15 protein-coding genes and 1 pseudogene are annotated in these 16,038 nt (G+C 62.7%); 7 read left to right on the plus strand and 9 right to left on the minus strand.

Features of this window, described 5'->3' with window-relative positions; all coding sequences use genetic code 11:
* Positions 1–2: 2 nt before the first annotated feature.
* Complete coding sequence (locus IEX32_RS11450; protein ID WP_188771622.1) at positions 3–176, minus strand: hypothetical protein; 174 nt, start codon at positions 174–176, stop codon at positions 3–5.
* A gap of 208 nt (positions 177–384) precedes the next feature.
* Here IEX32_RS11450 and IEX32_RS11455 point away from each other — a divergent pair, with 208 nt between their 5' ends.
* Entirely contained in the window at positions 385–912 is a 528-nt protein-coding gene (locus tag IEX32_RS11455; protein WP_188771624.1) for a hypothetical protein, read from the plus strand.
* Between the two features lie 4 nt (positions 913–916).
* Here the strand turns inward: IEX32_RS11455 and IEX32_RS11460 are convergent, their stop codons facing one another.
* Together IEX32_RS11460 and IEX32_RS11465 are read right to left on the minus strand one after the other, a co-directional pair.
* Positions 917–1,666, minus strand: a complete 750-nt coding sequence (locus tag IEX32_RS11460) for an ion channel (RefSeq protein ID WP_229736329.1) — start codon at positions 1,664–1,666, stop codon at positions 917–919.
* Between the two features lie 134 nt (positions 1,667–1,800).
* Entirely contained in the window at positions 1,801–2,931 is a 1,131-nt protein-coding gene (locus IEX32_RS11465; RefSeq protein ID WP_188771626.1) for a coiled-coil domain-containing protein, read from the minus strand.
* 178 nt (positions 2,932–3,109) lie between these two features.
* On the opposite strand from IEX32_RS11465, the gene IEX32_RS11470 reads away from it, so the two are divergent.
* Positions 3,110–5,548 (plus strand): TOTE conflict system archaeo-eukaryotic primase domain-containing protein, encoded by a 2,439-nt coding sequence (locus IEX32_RS11470; RefSeq protein ID WP_188771627.1) that lies wholly within the window; start codon positions 3,110–3,112, stop codon positions 5,546–5,548.
* A gap of 74 nt (positions 5,549–5,622) precedes the next feature.
* Positions 5,623–6,792, plus strand: a complete 1,170-nt coding sequence (locus IEX32_RS11475) for an ATP-binding protein (protein ID WP_188771629.1) — start codon at positions 5,623–5,625, stop codon at positions 6,790–6,792.
* A 339-nt stretch (positions 6,793–7,131) separates the two neighbouring features.
* Here the strand turns inward: IEX32_RS11475 and IEX32_RS11480 are convergent, their stop codons facing one another.
* Both IEX32_RS11480 and IEX32_RS11485 read right to left on the minus strand, forming a co-directional pair.
* The gene (locus tag IEX32_RS11480) at positions 7,132–7,470 is read right to left on the minus strand and encodes a HigA family addiction module antitoxin (protein ID WP_188771633.1); all 339 of its coding nucleotides are present in this window, start codon (positions 7,468–7,470) and stop codon (positions 7,132–7,134) included.
* Positions 7,471–7,479: 9 nt separating this feature from the next.
* Positions 7,480–7,770, minus strand: coding sequence for a type II toxin-antitoxin system RelE/ParE family toxin (locus IEX32_RS11485; RefSeq protein WP_188771635.1), 291 nt, complete (start codon positions 7,768–7,770; stop codon positions 7,480–7,482).
* Positions 7,771–8,195: 425 nt separating this feature from the next.
* Between IEX32_RS11485 and IEX32_RS11490 the strand changes: the two genes are divergently transcribed.
* The gene (locus IEX32_RS11490) at positions 8,196–8,408 is read left to right on the plus strand and encodes a helix-turn-helix transcriptional regulator (RefSeq protein ID WP_188771764.1); all 213 of its coding nucleotides are present in this window, start codon (positions 8,196–8,198) and stop codon (positions 8,406–8,408) included.
* Between the two features lie 42 nt (positions 8,409–8,450).
* Here IEX32_RS11490 and IEX32_RS11495 read toward each other — a convergent pair.
* From IEX32_RS11495 to IEX32_RS11510, 4 genes and pseudogenes are all read right to left on the minus strand, one after another.
* A pseudogene (locus IEX32_RS11495) lies at positions 8,451–9,674 on the minus strand (tyrosine-type recombinase/integrase).
* Between the two features lie 12 nt (positions 9,675–9,686).
* Entirely contained in the window at positions 9,687–10,166 is a 480-nt protein-coding gene (locus tag IEX32_RS20690; protein WP_229736330.1) for a transporter substrate-binding domain-containing protein, read from the minus strand.
* Positions 10,167–10,343: 177 nt separating this feature from the next.
* A complete protein-coding gene (locus IEX32_RS11505; protein WP_188771637.1) occupies positions 10,344–12,149 on the minus strand; it encodes an AMP-dependent synthetase/ligase in 1,806 nt (601 codons plus the stop codon).
* Between the two features lie 83 nt (positions 12,150–12,232).
* Positions 12,233–13,273, minus strand: coding sequence for a quinone-dependent dihydroorotate dehydrogenase (locus tag IEX32_RS11510; protein WP_188771640.1), 1,041 nt, complete (start codon positions 13,271–13,273; stop codon positions 12,233–12,235).
* Positions 13,274–13,664: 391 nt separating this feature from the next.
* Here IEX32_RS11510 and IEX32_RS11515 point away from each other — a divergent pair, with 391 nt between their 5' ends.
* From IEX32_RS11515 to IEX32_RS11525, 3 genes are read left to right on the plus strand one after another with little or no spacing between them, the layout of a single operon-like run.
* On the plus strand, positions 13,665–14,075 hold the full coding sequence (locus IEX32_RS11515; RefSeq protein WP_188771642.1) for an SUF system Fe-S cluster assembly regulator: 411 nt from the start codon (positions 13,665–13,667) through the stop codon (positions 14,073–14,075).
* Entirely contained in the window at positions 14,072–15,562 is a 1,491-nt protein-coding gene (sufB, locus tag IEX32_RS11520) for a Fe-S cluster assembly protein SufB (RefSeq protein ID WP_229736331.1), read from the plus strand. Before IEX32_RS11515 ends, sufB begins: the two co-directional genes overlap by 4 nt.
* On the plus strand, positions 15,562–16,038 hold the full coding sequence (locus IEX32_RS11525; RefSeq protein ID WP_188771645.1) for an endonuclease domain-containing protein: 477 nt from the start codon (positions 15,562–15,564) through the stop codon (positions 16,036–16,038). The genes sufB and IEX32_RS11525 overlap by 1 nt, the downstream gene beginning before the upstream one ends.

The raw sequence follows: 16,038 nt of genomic DNA on the forward strand, positions 1-16,038 counted from the left end.
CTTCAGCCGCGCCGGCTGTCCTCTTCTTCCAGTTCCTCCCGAAGCTTGCGCGCGCCTTCATCGGACACCCGATCGAACCTGCGGTTGCGCCTGCGGTACTGGATCGTGCCATAGAGAATGCCGAGGCCGAGCAGGATGGGTCCGCCGATGACAACAAACGCCCAGAGATATTCCATCGCCTTCTCCCGCGCACGGACCTTCCCCTATGGCAATGCGCAGGGACGGCCTTCGTTCCTTGTCGGGGGAGGGTGACGGCGCGAATATTGCCCAAGACCCGCCCGGAAGTTCGTGCCGAAACCCGCGTATAGTTAACGAGTTGGCAAGCACTGCATGGTTAACTCGGCGATGTGGAGAGGTGTACTTCACGTCTTTGGGAACACGAAAATGGCTTACGCGGGAACGGCCACTCTGACCATCAGCGAGCTGCGCGAGTTCGCGAGCTTTTCCGCCAGCGAACAGCGCTACATCCGGCGCAGCCTCGACGTTGGCCTCGGGCGACAGGACGCCTTCAAGCTCTGGGCGCGCGACGCCAACGAGTCCGCCTCGATTCGCGACCAGTACGTCGCTTACCAGAACCTGAAAGCGCTGCGAGCCATGCGGCCCGACGACGAGGCGTTCGCCGACATCGAGACCTTTGTGGGCAAGCTCCTGCGCATGGCGGCTTTCGATCTCGCGCAGGACCGGCTCGATTCGTTTTCGGCCTTCCGCTTCCTCTACGAGCGCCTGCTCGGCGCCTGGGTGCGCCCATGGCTTCCCGGCGCCTTCTGCGGCGCGGCCGCGCTGCCCCAGATCCGCCCGGACCGCCGCAGGGTACTTCTCCATTCGATCAGCGAGGCGGCGGCAACGGCCCCCGGCTGGTCGGATCGCGAGCCGAGCTTCTATCCCGAGTTCATCGAGAAGGAAGCCGCCTGACCCGTCAGTTCCGCTTGCCGAGCGTCTTGCGGATTTCGTCGCGCCAGCGCGATCCCTCGATCTCCTTGAGCAACGCGATGTCGACCGGCTCACGCAAGGGACTGCCCTGCCCGAGCGCAATACCATAGTCCTGCCGTCCGAAAGTGCCCGGCAGCATTCTCAGTTCGTCGCCAACCTCCTTGCGCGACAGATAGCGCAGCAGCGGCTTGTCATAGACGAAGGCGTCGATCCGGCCCTGACGGAGCGCATCGAGACCCGACTGGACGTCGGGAAACCCGGTAAAAACGATACCGGCGTCGGTCAGCCATTCGTCGGTGGCGGAATGCCGAGTCGAACCGACCGTGGCGGCGGGAAGGTCATCCGGCCCCGCAATCGCGTCCGCAAGACGCCCTTCGGTAAGCGAGGAGGCGATCATGCCGGTGAAAGTCGAGATGATGATGATCGCGGCGAACATCCAGACCAACGCGATCACCTTGCCCGCCGCCGTGCGCGGCGCTTTGTCGCCATAGCCGACAGTGGTCATCGTCACCGCCGAAAACCAGAAGCCCGAGCCGATGCCCCTGGGACTCCGGGAAAATTCCTCCGGGTTGTGCTTGCGCTCGGCCAGCCAGAACAGGAACCCGACAAAAAACAGCACCGCCGAGAGCGCCAGCACCGCCGAGAGCGCCAGCACCGCCGAGAGCGCCAGCACCGCCTTGAGAGAATCGAGGGTGAAGAAGTTGCAAGAAGAGGCAACAATAGTAATAATTAACAATTCCAGATTTGGACTGGCCTGGGCACCTTAACTCAAAATTCTGGTCGAGGTTTTCGCGCAGTTCGGATTGAAGCTCGATGCCCGGCCCAGGAGAGGATGGATAAGGCGGTTCGGGAGGCGGCGCTCAGCCCCCGCTAGGGCATGGTTGTCAGCCGTTCGATGAAACGCTCCTTCCGAGCATGCCGCTCGCGGATTCCGTGAAGCCGCCGGCCGAATTCGGCCACTGCACCTTGCGTCTCGGCAATGGCACGAAGATCGACAAGAAGGGCGACGGCCTTGTCATAGCCGGGAGCATTGCGACGCTCGATTTCGGCTTCCACCTCCTGCCAGGCACCCTCGCCGCGTCGAGCAAGGGCATCGATCCGGACAAGGCGCGCTTTCTCGGCTTCCTCCAGTTGCCGACGGCGGTCGGCCGCCGCCTTCTCAGCCTTCGCACGATCCCGAGCGAGGCGGATGGCGCGTGCGCGGGACCGCAATTCGCCAGCGGTTCGCGTACCATTGGGCAAGCCGACATGTTGCTCACCCAGCTGTTTTCGAACCAGCGCGCGTAACTCTACGGCGATGTTGGGATCGCCGCCGAACAGGCGGGTGAGCAGGTCCGTCTTCTCACGATCGGTCATGGCCGCAATGACTTCTCCTGCGGCGGCGGGCGACATCGCCATCATATCCATGGGGCGATCGGCCGCCGCCTGCACAAGGTCGGGATCGATGTCGAAAAATTCTGCAAATGCTCCAAGCGCCCCCGTCAGCGGCCCGATGCCTGCCATGGGCTCAATCTCGTCATCGCCCAGCCCTTCAGCCTCGATCGCGCCCAGCCACAACAGATAAAAGAGCCGAAGGTCGCCCGCGAGGAGATCGGCCCGGAGCGGCGCAAGCGCGGCGAGCCAGCCAGAGCCGTCATCCCAATCCTCATCCAGTTCGACTTCGTCGCGCGCGATATCGAGGATCAGGGTGTCGCCAGCCGCCTGCAGCGTAGCCCAATCGATCCCGAGCAAAAGCGGCTTGAGAAACCGCTGATCCACCAGCTTTTTGGGCAACCGGATCATCAGCCGCCGTGTTCCCCAGTTTGCCAGATAGAGATGAAGGTCGAACCAGCGCTTCATGAAATCGGCGGGGTCGCCCTTCAGGTCGCCCCATTCGTAGGAATTGGTGAAGCTCGTCGCCGTGATCCGCGCCCGTGTCGATATCGCCCGGAGCGCCTGCCGATCCGTTTCGTCGAGCGGATGATCGACCGCCTGGAATTCATAATATTGATATTCGCTCACGCCTGCCTCCGCTGCGCCTCCACCGTCATGGACGTCGCCGATAGGCGACCGGCCGCCTGCGATGGAAGATCGCACCGCTTGATGAAGCGCGCATTCGGGCCGTCATCGCATCACCTTCGCATGCGAATCGGCACTGATCCTGTAAAAGAGACGAGTCGGGGACATTGATGGCGACCGCATGACAGACGAGCAAATTCAACATATTCGGACCCGGCTTGCTGCGCTCGGAACCGAGCAGGCGGAGCTTGAAGCCATGCTTCGAAAGCTCGAATGCCAGCAAACATCGCCCAGGTCCAATGATCGGCAATCGGCGCTTGGCGTGAACAAGCCCACCATTATGGCTTCCTCCTCTTCGGCAGAGAAAGTGGCGCTTTTTCGCCGCCTCTTCGTCGGTCGCACCGATATATTCCCTGTCCGCTGGGACAACCCAAAGACGGGGCGCTCGGGCTATTCCCCTGCTTGCGCGAATGAATGGGCAAAAGGGGTGTGCGGCAAGCCGCAGATCAAATGCGGCGAGTGCCCGCATCAGGCATTCGTCCCGGTGTCGGATGAGGTGATCGACAAGCATCTTCGCGGCGGGGACGGTCGGCGCCGCGCTGCTGGCGACTTCGTTGCCGGAGTTTACCCGCTGCTCACGGACGAAACCTGCTGGTTCCTCGCCGCCGACTTCGACAAGCAGGACTGGGCGGACGATGCATTGGCGATGATCGACACATGCCACGCCAAGGGCGTTCCTGCCGCTCTTGAGCGGTCACGATCCGGTAATGGCGGGCATGTCTGGATTTTCTTCGCGGCCCCGATTGCGGCGCGGATCGCCCGTCAGCTCGGGGCGGCAATCATGACCGAGACGATGGAACGCCGCCCGGAGATTGGTTTCGCTTCCTACGACCGCTTCTTTCCAAGCCAGGATACGATGCCGCCCGGCGGCTTTGGCAACCTTATCGCATTGCCCTTGCAGGGCAGGGCGCGCGAGAACGGCAACAGCGTCTTCATCGACAGAAATCTTCGCCCCTATGACGATCAATGGGCGTTTCTGTCGTCATTGCCCCGGTTGGCCCCCGAGCGCGCTTCGGAGATGGTCGCCGAGGCGGAAAGGCGCGGCACGGTTTTGGGCGTGCGGATGCCAGTCGACGATGAGGATGCCGACGAGCCGTGGCGCATGACGCCATCACGGCGCCGGGAGCCAGGACCGATCGACACCCCCTTGCCGGAGAAAGTCGGCATCGTCTTCGCTGATCAACTCTATGTTGACCGCACTGCATTGCCGCCCGCCATGACGGCGCGGATCATTCGCCTAGCGGCCTTCCAGAATCCCGAATTCTATCGTTCCCAGGCCATGCGATTACCGACTTTCGGCAAGCCCCGGATCATCTCCTGCGCCGAACTTCATCCGCGCCATGTAGCGTTGCCACGGGGGTGCCTGGACGAAGCCGTCGAACTCCTTCGTGTTCACGGGGCCGAAGCGGTGATGGAAGACTTACGGACGACAGGCTCTCCATTTTCCGGGGAAGTTTGCTTTCGGGGCACGCTACACGGCTCTCAGGTGAAGGCCTTCGATGCATTGGCACCGCATGATTATGGGGTACTGGCGGCAACGACTGCATTCGGCAAAACGGTCGTGGCCGCTGCACTCATTGCTCAGCGGGCGCGCAACACGCTCGTTCTCGTTCATCGCCGTGAGTTGCTCACCCAGTGGGTCGAACGTCTCCGGACATTCCTCGACATCGATCCCAAGGAAATCGGCATTGTCGGTGGGGGACGCCGGAAACCTACGGGCATCATCGATGTCGCGGTGATCCAGAGCCTCGTGCGCAAGGGCGAGGTATCGGACATGGTGGCGGATTACGGACATATCGTTGTCGATGAATGCCATCATCTGTCGGCGGCAAGTTTCGAGTTGGTAGCAAGGCGGGCCAAGGCGCGATACGTGCTGGGGTTATCGGCGACCGTTGCCCGAAAGGATGGTCATCACCCCATCATCTTCATGCAATGTGGCCCTGTCCGTCATCGCGTCGATGCGCGCGTGCAGGCCGCTGAGCGGGGCATTGCGCATCGCGCCAGGCATCGCCGGACAACGTTCCGCTTGCCGCCGCCGCTGGCTACTGCAGATCGCCCTTCCATGCCGGCCGTGTATGCTGCCCTCGCACAGGACGAACCGCGCAATGATCTAATTTTCGACGATGTTCTGAAGGCGCTCGAAGCGAAGCGATCGCCGGTTGTTCTGACCGAGCGGCGGGATCATCTCGACTATCTCCAACGCCGCTTCTCACATTTTGTACGCAATCTCGTCGTTCTGAGGGGAGGCATGTCCGCGGCTGAACGGAGGGCTTCGGAAGCCGCGCTGCGCGTATCGGACGGTGAGGAGCGTCTAATTCTGGCGACCGGACGTTACATCGGAGAGGGATTTGACGACCAGCGGCTCGACACGCTTTTCCTGACGATGCCTATCTCATGGAAAGGCACGCTGGCTCAGTATGTCGGGCGGCTGCACCGCCAGCATGCCGGCAAGACGGACGTTCTCGTTGTCGATTATGTCGACGAAGCGGTTCCAACGCTGGCGCGTATGGCGGCAAAGCGGCGAACTGGATATCGAGCCCTCGGCTATACGATCGAATAATATGGTCTTGGGTGCGTGACCAAGGCACGCATCGTGATCTTGCAAATCTGGAATTATGATCCATAAATGCAAGGATGATCGAGCGCAGAATCACCGCCCAGTTAACCGAGCGATTGGACACCACACCCGCCGTTGCCCTTCTGGGTCCGCGCCAGGTCGGCAAAACCACCCTGGCGCGCATGATCGGCGATCAGCGTTCCTCGCTCTATCTCGACCTCGAATCCGATGCGGATCGTGCCCGGATGGCAGACCCCGAACTCTATCTCGCAGGCCATGAGGACAAACTCGTCATACTCGACGAGGTTCACCGGCTCCCTGGCCTGTTCCAGATCCTGCGCGGCCTCATCGACGAGGGCAGGCGCAAGGAACGTCGGGCCGGCCGTTTCCTGCTCCTCGGGTCGGCGTCGCTGGATCTGCTCCGCCAATCCGGGGAAAGTCTGGCCGGGCGTATCAGCTATCTCGAAATGGGACCGATTGATGGGTTGGAGCTCCCGGCCGAAGACCTGCCCAGTCTGTGGAATCGTGGCGGCTTCCCCGACAGCTTCCTTGCCCCCGACGACCGCCTCAGCCAGCGCTGGCGTCAGGATTTCGTCCGCACCTATCTCGAGCGCGACGTGCCGATGCTGGGGCCGCGCATTGCTGCCGAGACGCTCCGGCGCTTCTGGACCATGCTGGCGCATCACCAGTCTGGTTTGCTCAATGCCGCCGAGTTCGCGCGCGCGCTCGGCGTCGATGGCAAGACTGTCGCTGCTTATCTGGATCTGCTGATCGATCTGTTGCTGGTTCGGAGATTGGAGCCTTGGCACGCCAATGCCGGTAAGCGACTGGTCAAGTCTCCGCGCGTCTATGTGCGCGACAGTGGTCTCGTGCACACGCTGCTCGGGCTCGCTACTCTTGAAGATGTGCTCGGCCATCCGGTGGCGGGGGCAAGCTGGGAAGGCTTTGTTATTGAGACGATGATCGCAGCCGCGCCGGAAGGGACGCAGGCGAATTTCTACCGCACTGCCGCCGGTGCCGAGATCGATCTGTTGCTGACCTTGCCGGGCGGAGCGCTCTGGGCGATCGAGGTCAAACGGAGCCTGGCTCCGACTTTGGAGCGGGGCTTTTATCAGGCCTGCGCGGATTTGACCCCTCAGCGGCGAATTGTCATCTATCCGGGTTCAGAAAGCTATCCGCTCCGGGAGGGCATCGAGGTCATGCCGCTTCGAATCGCAAGTGCGGTTCTGGACAAAGTTGGACCCTGATGAACGTCGGCGGGCATCGAGTAGAAGAAAAACAAAATGCCAGAATTTGACTTGGTTTACCGGGAGGCAAAAGGACCTCTTCCTATTTCGTCAATTACCCATCGGCTGAACCCTGACGCTGCACCTGACAGACCGCCTGGTCACGTTCGCACTCGCGCTTTTGGCGGCCACGTCTCGCCTTGCCGCCTACAAAAACGATTCGACCATCCGTGAAGGTGCGCTGCTCGTTGATGGCATAGGGCGCACGATCCCACCCCGCTTCAACCAGCCTGGGAATAACCTCCTTTCGGCAGGTATCTGCTTCAGTGTCCATGTCGCCCCCGAGATCGCAAAAGAGCGTTATATGGTCACTTCTTGATCGCCTTGCGGCCTATGTGCATTCACGTAAGGCATAACCTTGATCTCGCCCTCGCGTTTACGGGCCTGCGCAATGTCATAGCTGTTCTGCATCCGCATCAGCGTGTCCATCGACACGCCGAACGCCTTTTCGACACGCAACGCCATTTCGGAGGAAAGCTGCGAATGCTCATTGAGCAGCGTCGAAAGCGTCGCGCGGGTGACACCCAACACCTGCGCCGCCGCCGTCACCGACAGGCCTAGCGGCTCGATAATCTCGGTCTTCACGAAACCGCCCGGATGCGCCGGGTTCTTCATACGGATTCCTGCAATCGCACTCATGGCCACCTCCTAATGGTAATCTTCGTAATCGAGGTCGATGATCTCGATCTCTTCGCGGTCGATCCGAAACGTCATCCGCCGGTTCTTCGTCACGAATAGGCTCCACGTTCCCTTGCGGTCACCGGTCAGCATGTGCGCCTTCCAGCTCGGCACAGTCCGCAACTCCTCTTCGCTCTCCATGTCCTGGAGGAAGGAGACGATGCGCTGCACCTTGGCGACAACGGCGGACTGCAATCCGCTGGCGTCGTCATCCTTGATGAACCGCCGCAGCCCTTTATGGATCACGTTTCGAATCCTCATGGTCCCTCCTAATAAACCGATCGTTCGGCGTCAAGTGACGCCATACGGTCTTGCGCTGCGACTCTCCGTTTAATGTCATTGGCGTGATGCGCCGCCCGCCGGGATCAAGGCGGCGGAAATGTCCGACTCGTGCGCAGATTCCGTCCGCTGCCGAAGCAAATTTCCGCCAACCGAGGCGAAAATCGTCGTCGATGACCCAAAGCCGGACTGATCGGAAAATTTTTCCCACGCCATCAAACGCCAAGCCACGCCGTCCGCTTCCGGCCCTATCCGTCCGTGGCCGTCTGCCACCGTTTCCCTGTCTTTACCGCCGTCAGTACGCCGGTGCCGAGATTCACCAGAAACGTACTTGCGCGACGAATCCCGATCGCCAATGTTTGGCTCATGGGGAGCCATTGACCATCAAGGAATGGAAGAACGTCCCCATGTCTCACACTGACAAAATCATCCGTATCAAGACCGTTCTCGCCCGCACCGGCCTGTCCCGCTCCACCATGTATCGCAAGATCGCCGAGGGGTCATTTCCGTCCCAGGTGAAGATCAGCATTCACGGTGCGGGCTGGCGGGAGTCCTCCGTCAACCGCTGGATCGCTGATCCGATTGGGTATCGCGAAGAGCAGCCCAGCCAGAATTCGTAATGCGCCGTTTCAACCCAGCGTCGCCGGGATACAGGGCACGCGCTAGGCGCGGGCCCTGATCTTCTCGGCTTGGCCTGTGGCGACGGCGTCGCGCATCTCGTCCAGATAGTCGCTCCACCACTGGTGCATGGCGACGCGCTCGCCCCAATAGCGGCGACGATTATAGACGCCGCGAATGCTGTTGGCGTCGGCATGGGCAAGCGATCGCTCGATGGCGTCCGGGGACCATTTGCCGCCCTCATTGAGCAGGGTCGAGCGGTGGTTCGCAGTCCGTGTGCCGTCGTTTCACCCACCGCATACCCCATTCGGCGGAACGACTGATTGACGGTGTTTTCGCTCAGCGGACGCCGCGATGTGTGGAACGCTGGAAAGACATAACCTTCCGGCCCGGTCAGCGCGAACAACTCGTGCAGATAGGCCAGCACCTGCCGGGACAGGGGAACCTCATGGGGGGCGGCGCATCTTCATGCGTTCGGCGGGGATTTTCCAGACGGCGTTTTCGAGGTCGAATTCCGACCATTCCGCCATGCGCAGTTCGCCGGGCCGCGCCATGACATGTGGCGACACCTGCATGGCCAGGCGAGTGATCGCATGGCCGGTATAGGCGTCTATCGCGCGCAGAAGCTCGCCCATCTGTTTGGGATCAAGGATCGCCGCATGATGCTTGACCTTCGGCACGACCAGCGCGCCGCGCAGGATCGAGCTGGGATCACTCTCGCCGCGCCCGGTGGCGACGGCATAGCGGAACACGCGACCGGCAAAGGATCGGCAACGCCGCGCCGTTTCATACTTTCCCTTGGCCTCGATCCGCTTGAGCGCGGCCAGCACATCTATGGGCTTGAGGTCTGCGACTGGGCGTGCCGCGATAGGCTCCAGTTGCTCCAGCAGCCAGTTGGCCTTTTGCGTGGTGGTGTCTGCCTGGCCCTGCGCCACCTGCTTGTCGATATACTCCTTGGCGATCTCACCAAAGGTGTTGGCTGCCTTGAACACGGCGACCAGCTTTTCGTGCTTGCGCTCGGCCAGCGGGTCGGTCCCGGCTTCCAGTTGCCTGCGCGCATCATCGCGACGTTTCCGCGCCTCGGCTAGGCCGACATCGGGATAGCGGCCAAGGGCCAGCCGTTTCTGCTTGCCCATGTAGCGGTATTTGTAGCGCCACAGTTTCGACCCGTTTGGATGGACCTCCAGATAGAGGCCTCGCTCATCGGTGCATTGGGTCACTTTGTCGGTCGGACGGATGTTCCGGATTTGCAGCTCTTTCAGCGCCACGAGCGAATCTCCTCAACTGGTCCGGGAGGAGACCGGCGAGGGCTTTTCGGGGCCATGGTGCCATCGAATTTTGGGTGGGGCCATATTAGCCCAACCGTGGCACCTCATGGCCCCGGATTGCCTGATATCGCTTGGCACGCTCCGGGAGGGGTGAGGCTTAAAAATGGCAGATTTCCGCCGGTTTGTCGCCCCTTGTGGGATGCCCTGACACGGAAAAATGGTGCCCAGAAGAGTAACCCATGTGCCCGGCGATTTGTGCACGGCAATGCCGAATCCGGTAGCATAGAAGGGATGCGTAAAGTCCACCCTTTCCTCGCGGCCCGAGGTAATGGTGAGGGCGCCGACGCTGGCATCGAAGCGGCCGTCGGCCACGCCGTCGACCATTCCGGGCAGGTCCGTCTCGACGAACCGGTAGTCATCGCCGCGCTCGACCGCGATGTCGCGCCAGAGATCGATGGCGAGGCCGCTCCACTCCCCGTCCTCGCCCTTCATCGCAAAGGGCGGTGGGTGGCGACCACAAGCTGCTTGGCGGGCTGCGCCATCGCGGGAATGGCGTTCAGGGACGCCGCGAGAATCGATACGAAAACGAAAAGAATGGCAGTCAGGTCATTGAGTTTCTTGAACAGCGTTCGATCTCCCCGGAATTGCGCTGCGTGTCAGCGGCCCCGCTCAGTTCTTGTAAAGTCCGTCCAGCCGGCCGTCATAGCGTTCCTTGAGCTTGTGGCGCCGGATCTTCAGGCTTGGCGTCATTTCCTCGTTGTCGATGGCGAAGGGCTCGTCGGCGAACGCGAACTGGCGGACCTTTTCGATCACCGAGAGGTCGGCATTGATCCTGTCGATCGCCGCACGGATCACCCTTCGAAAGGCGGGAAGATCCTGCAGGGCCTTGATGTCGAAGGGTATGTCGTTGAGGCGGCACCAGTCCAGCGCCCAGTCGGCATCGGGAACGATCAGCCCGACGACGTAGGGCCGGCGATCACCGCTGACCATGGCCTGCGCGATTTCCGGCTGCAGCGTGAGCATCGATTCGATCTTCTGGGGCGAGACGTTGTCGCCCTTGTCGTTGACGATCATGTCCTTCTTGCGGTCGGTGATCACGATCCTGCCGGCATCGTCGAAATGGCCGATGTCGCCGGTGTGGAGCCAGCCGCCACGCAGCGAGTCGGCGGTCGCCGCCTCGTTCTGCCAATAGCCGTGCATCACCAGCTCGCCGCGCGCCAGGATTTCGCCATCCTCGGCGATGCGGATCTCCGCTCCGCGCAGCGGCGGTCCCACCGTATCCATCGCGAGGCCGGCGGAAGGGCGGTTGCAACTGATCACAGGACCGGCCTCGGTCTGGCCGTAGCCCTGCAGCAGCGTCAGGCCCAGCGCATTGAAGAACACCCCGATCTCCGGGTTGAGCGGCGCGCCACCGGAAACCATCGCCTTGATCCGCCCGCCAAACCTGGCGCGGATTTTGGGGCGAAGCGTGTGTTCGAGCAGGAAATCGAGCGGATAGTCGATCACACGCCGGCGTCCGCCGGCCTTGCGCGCGCCCACACCCAGCGCCAGATCCATCAGCCGCGGCGCGAGCCCGCCCTGTTTCTCGATCTGCTTCATGATCCGCGTGCGCAGCACTTCGAACAGGCGAGGCACGACAACCATGATCGTCGGGCGGACTTCCTCGATGTTCGAGGCCAGCTTGTCGAGACCCTCGGCATAATAGATCTGCGCGCCCAGGCCGATCGGGAAGAACTGTCCGCCGGTGTGCTCATAGGCGTGGCTGAGCGGGAGAAACGAGAGGAATATCTCGCTGGGATCCCGGCCGAAGTCGTCGTCTATGATCTCCACCGCCCCCGCGACGTTCGACAGCAGCATCCCGTGATGCTGGCGCACACCGCGAGGCGCACCGCCGGTGCCGCTGGTATAGATGATGCAAGCGAGATCCTGGCGGGTGAACGATGCGAGGCGCGCCTCCACTTCCGCGCGCGCCTGTACGGCATCGCCCTCGAGCAGTTCGTCCCACCGGTGCACCGCGTATGTGGCGCCCTGGATTGACGGCACCGGCTCCATGCCGATCACGTGGCGGCACAGGTCGGTCTGAATGATGCCTGAGAGCAATGGCCTTGCCAGCTTCGCGTTCGAAACGATCGTCGCCCTTGCACCGGAATTTTCCAGGATATGCATGTGATCGCGCGTGGTGTTGGTCGTGTAGGTCGGCACCGTGACGCATCCGGCCGCCATGATGGCCAGATCGGCAAGGCACCATTCGGGCCGGTTCTCCGAAACGATCAGGACACGATCGCCCGGCTCCAGCCCCATGCGCCGCAGCGAAGCCGCGATCAGGCAGACCTGTCGCGCGGCCTCGGCCCAGCTCGTCGCGACCCATTCGCCGCTCTTCCTGGCCCACAGCATCGGCGCATCGCCCAGGGCATCGGCCCGCGCGAAGAACAGGGAGACGACGTTGGTGCTCTTGTCGAACTCGGCACGTTTCATCTGTGGCATCTACTCCTGTGCGCCCGCCGCGCCACGTCTAGGCGCGACTGGCAGGAGCGGCAAGCGCTCGAGGCCGGGCGGTGCTACTCCGTCCCCACGGCCTCGGCGATCGAGCCGAAGCCGTCGCGCTTCATCAGCGTTTCCAGGCCCTTGCAGATGGCCTTGGCAATGCCCGGCCCCTCGTAGACCATGGCGCTGTAGAGCTGGACCAGGCTTGCCCCGGCACGAATGCGCGCCCAGGCGTCTTCGGCACTGGCGATCCCGCCGACGCCGACCAGAGGCAAAGCGCCGCCCGTCGCCCGGTGGAAGTCACGCAGCCGCTGCTGGGCGAGGTCTCGCAAAGGCACGCCCGACAGGCCGCCGGCTTCGCGGGCGTGGCGCGAGGCCAGGGGCGGGCGCGAGATCGTGGTGTTCGAAACGATCAGCGCGCCCAGCTTCCGGTCCATGGCAATGCGCGCGATGGCGTCGATATCCGCCGGCTCAAGATCGGGCGCGACCTTGAGGAAGATCGGCGGCCCGCCTTCGCCGCAGACTTCCGCGCGCGCGTCGATCACCGCGTCGAGCAGTCCGATCAGGGCGGCTTCGTCCTGCAAGGCGCGCAGGCCGGGCGTGTTGGGGCTGGAAATGTTGACGGCGAGATAACTCGCGAGCGGCGCCATCAGCCGCGCCATGACGGCGTAGTCCGCGACACGATCGGCCGAATCCTTGTTCGCGCCGATATTGATCCCGACCACGCCGTTCCTCCGGCGCGCCGCGAGCCGGCGCATCGCCGCCTCGGCACCATGGTTGTTGAACCCCATCCGGTTGATCACCGCCCGATCCTCCGCAAGCCGGAACAGGCGCGGCTTCGGGTTGCCCTCTTGCGGTAGCGGCGTAATCGATCCGACTTCGGCAAATCCGAAGCCCAGGCCCAGCAGGGCGTCCGGTACCTCCCCATCCTTGTCGAATCCGGCGGCCATGCCGACGGGATTGGGAAAGTCGATCCCCGCGACTCGGGTGGCGAGGGCCGGCGAAAAGCGCTGCGGAACGCCTGACGAGCGCTGCTTGAGGGCCTTGATGGCGAGCCCGTGAGCCGCTTCTGCGTCGATTCGGAACAGGAAGGGGCGGAGAAATGAATAAAGCACCTGAGCCCGATAAGGCCGCTGGCATCCGATCTCAAATGCTTCTTTGCGTTGGACCACTGAATCAATGAGATAATCCGCCGCCGGTCCCGGTTTTGCCGCGCCATGTCGCAATTCTACAATAAATTCTCACGCCCGGCGCCTAGATCAGTAATGCGACCCGAAGGGCTCGTAGCGAGATGCTCACGAGTTCTTTATTACCTTATGGCGGTTTCCGGCTTCGGCAGGGGACCGCCTTTTTTTGTCCGGCGAACGCGGTTTTTTTGCCGGCGAACCGGGGCGCAGCGCTTGCCTCGTCGCGAGAAAAACGCCCATTGAAACTCCGGGTTCCCTGCACTAGGTGAAATCGGAAGGAATTACTCCGATTTAGCTCCGGGACCGGAAACCACTCGCAATGCGCCTTTCGAGCATGGCCGATTATGCCGTTGTCATCATGTCCGCCGCCGCGCGGCATTGCGGCGGTGCGCGGGTATCCGCCGGGCAGCTTGCGGATGAAACCGGGCTGCCGGCGCCGACGGTGCAGAAGCTGGTGAGCAAGCTGACGGGTGCGGGACTCTTGCGATCCTCGCGCGGCGTCGGGGGCGGGTTGAAGCTGGCGCGCCCGCCGGCAGCGATCTCGATCGCGGACATCGTTGAGGCGATCGAAGGGCCGATCGCCCTCACCGCCTGTCTCGAGCAGGGCAAACACGACTGCACGCTGGAGGGCGCCTGCACCACGCAACCGCACTGGCCGCCGGTAAACGCGGCGCTGCGCAGTGCCCTGGCGCAAGTCTCGCTGGTGCAGTTCGTCGAGGAAGTGGAATGACCGAAGAAACGATCCAACCTGAACTGCGTGATCGCGAGGCTCGCGAGGCGGCCGCGCGCGCGGCAGAGTACGAGCACGGCTGGGCTTCCGACATCGAGCAGGAATTCGGACCCAAGGGGCTGTCCGAAGATACCGTGCGCTTCATCTCCGCCAAGAAGAACGAGCCGGAGTGGATGCTCGAATGGCGGCTCAAGGCCTATCGCCGCTGGCTGGAAATGACGCCGCCGGACTGGGCCAAGCTCAACGTGCCGCCGATCGACTATCAGGAGGCCTATTACTGGGCCGCGCCCAAGCAGAAGGACGGGCCCAAGTCGCTGGACGAGGTCGATCCCGAGATTCTCAGGGTGTACGAGAAGCTGGGCATTCCGCTGGAGGAGCAGAAAGTGCTGGCCGGCGTCGAAGGCGCGCGCAAGATCGCGGTCGACGCGGTGTTCGATTCGGTCTCCGTCGCTACCACCTTCCGCAAGGAGCTGGAGCAGGCGGGCGTGATTTTCCGCTCCATTTCGGAGGCAATTCGCGAATACCCCGATATGGTCCGGAAATGGCTGGGCAAGGTGGTGCCGCAGCACGACAACTACTTCGCGGCGCTCAACTGCGCGGTCTTTTCGGACGGCACCTTCGTCTACATCCCGGAGGGCGTGCGCTGCCCGATGGAGCTGTCGACCTATTTCCGCATCAATGCCGAGAATACCGGCCAGTTCGAACGTACGCTGATTATTGCCGAGAAGGGCAGCTACGTCTCCTATCTGGAGGGCTGCACAGCTCCCCAGCGCGACGAGAACCAGCTCCACGCCGCCGTGGTCGAGCTGATCGCGCTCGAGGACGCGGAGATCAAGTATTCGACGGTGCAGAACTGGTACCCGGGCGATGCGCGGGGGAAGGGCGGCATCTACAACTTCGTGACCAAGCGCGGTCTGTGCCAGGGCGCGCGCTCGAAGATCAGCTGGACCCAGGTCGAAACCGGTTCCGCCATCACCTGGAAATACCCGAGCTGCGTGCTCAATGGCGAGGATTCGGTCGGTGAGTTCTACTCGGTCGCCGTCACCAACAACTACCAGCAGGCCGACACCGGCACCAAGATGATCCACAACGGCAAGGGCAGCCGCTCGACGATCATCTCCAAGGGCATTTCGGCGGGCAAATCGAACAACACCTACCGGGGCCTCGTGCGCGTGGCGCCGGGAGCCGAGGGCGTGCGCAACTTCACCCAGTGCGATTCGCTGCTGCTCGGCAAGGAATGCGGCGCTCACACCGTGCCCTATATCGAGGTGCGCAATCCCTCCGCGCAGATCGAGCACGAAGCGACAACCAGCAAGATCAGCGACGATCAGCTTTTCTACGCCATGCAGCGCGGCCTCGATACCGAGGAGGCCGTGGCGCTGATCGTCAACGGGTTCGCCAAGGAAGTGCTGCAGCAATTGCCGATGGAATTCGCGGTCGAGGCACAGAAGCTGCTGGGGATTTCGCTTGAAGGGAGCGTGGGGTGATGGCCGAACGCAAGACCCTCGGTGTCAGCCGGTCCGTGAGCGACGCCAAGCCCGACATCAGCACATTCAACGTCACCGGCGCCCGCCTTGAGCGGCTCAAGGAGCGCGCGCGCGAAATGCGCCGCCACCCGACCGACGCGCAGAAGGCACTCTGGACGGAACTGTCGAGTTCGAAGCTCGGCGGCGTGAAGTTCACGCGGCAGGCCGTGGTCGGCTCGTCCGTGGTCGACTTCGCTTGCCCCTCGCGCTGGATCGTCGTCTCGATCAGCCCGGTCGACGCCAACCCGGAGGTGGATTCGCTGCAGGACAAGAAGCTGGCCGACGTCGGCATCCGCGTCCTGCGCTTCACCGAGGACATGGTGCTCGCCCGCCTCGACGAGGTCGTCGACACCATCAACGCCGAAGTGAACAAGCCGTTCGACAAGCGCCGCGCGCGCACCCAGTTCGCTCCCAAAATGGAGAGCGTCGAAGGATGA

It is taken from the genome of Novosphingobium endophyticum (assembly GCF_014640675.1).
GTDB classification, from domain to species: Bacteria; Pseudomonadota; Alphaproteobacteria; order Sphingomonadales; family Sphingomonadaceae; genus Novosphingobium; species Novosphingobium endophyticum.

What these genes read in the sequence shown, in the direction of transcription:
- IEX32_RS11450 (WP_188771622.1), bottom strand. Translation starts at nt 176, where the DNA reads ATGGAATATCTCTGGGCGTTTGTTGTCATCGGCGGACCCATCCTGCTC.
- IEX32_RS11485 (WP_188771635.1), bottom strand. Translation starts at nt 7,770, where the DNA reads ATGAGGATTCGAAACGTGATCCATAAAGGGCTGCGGCGGTTCATCAAG.
- IEX32_RS11525 (WP_188771645.1), top strand. Translation starts at nt 15,562, where the DNA reads ATGGCCGAACGCAAGACCCTCGGTGTCAGCCGGTCCGTGAGCGACGCC.
- IEX32_RS11490 (WP_188771764.1), top strand. Translation starts at nt 8,196, where the DNA reads ATGTCTCACACTGACAAAATCATCCGTATCAAGACCGTTCTCGCCCGC.
- IEX32_RS11475 (WP_188771629.1), top strand. Translation starts at nt 5,623, where the DNA reads ATGATCGAGCGCAGAATCACCGCCCAGTTAACCGAGCGATTGGACACC.
- IEX32_RS11480 (WP_188771633.1), bottom strand. Translation starts at nt 7,470, where the DNA reads ATGAGTGCGATTGCAGGAATCCGTATGAAGAACCCGGCGCATCCGGGC.
- sufB (WP_229736331.1), top strand. Translation starts at nt 14,072, where the DNA reads ATGACCGAAGAAACGATCCAACCTGAACTGCGTGATCGCGAGGCTCGC.
- IEX32_RS20690 (WP_229736330.1), bottom strand. Translation starts at nt 10,166, where the DNA reads ATGAAGGGCGAGGACGGGGAGTGGAGCGGCCTCGCCATCGATCTCTGG.
- IEX32_RS11515 (WP_188771642.1), top strand. Translation starts at nt 13,665, where the DNA reads ATGCGCCTTTCGAGCATGGCCGATTATGCCGTTGTCATCATGTCCGCC.
- IEX32_RS11505 (WP_188771637.1), bottom strand. Translation starts at nt 12,149, where the DNA reads ATGAAACGTGCCGAGTTCGACAAGAGCACCAACGTCGTCTCCCTGTTC.
- IEX32_RS11455 (WP_188771624.1), top strand. Translation starts at nt 385, where the DNA reads ATGGCTTACGCGGGAACGGCCACTCTGACCATCAGCGAGCTGCGCGAG.
- IEX32_RS11470 (WP_188771627.1), top strand. Translation starts at nt 3,110, where the DNA reads ATGACAGACGAGCAAATTCAACATATTCGGACCCGGCTTGCTGCGCTC.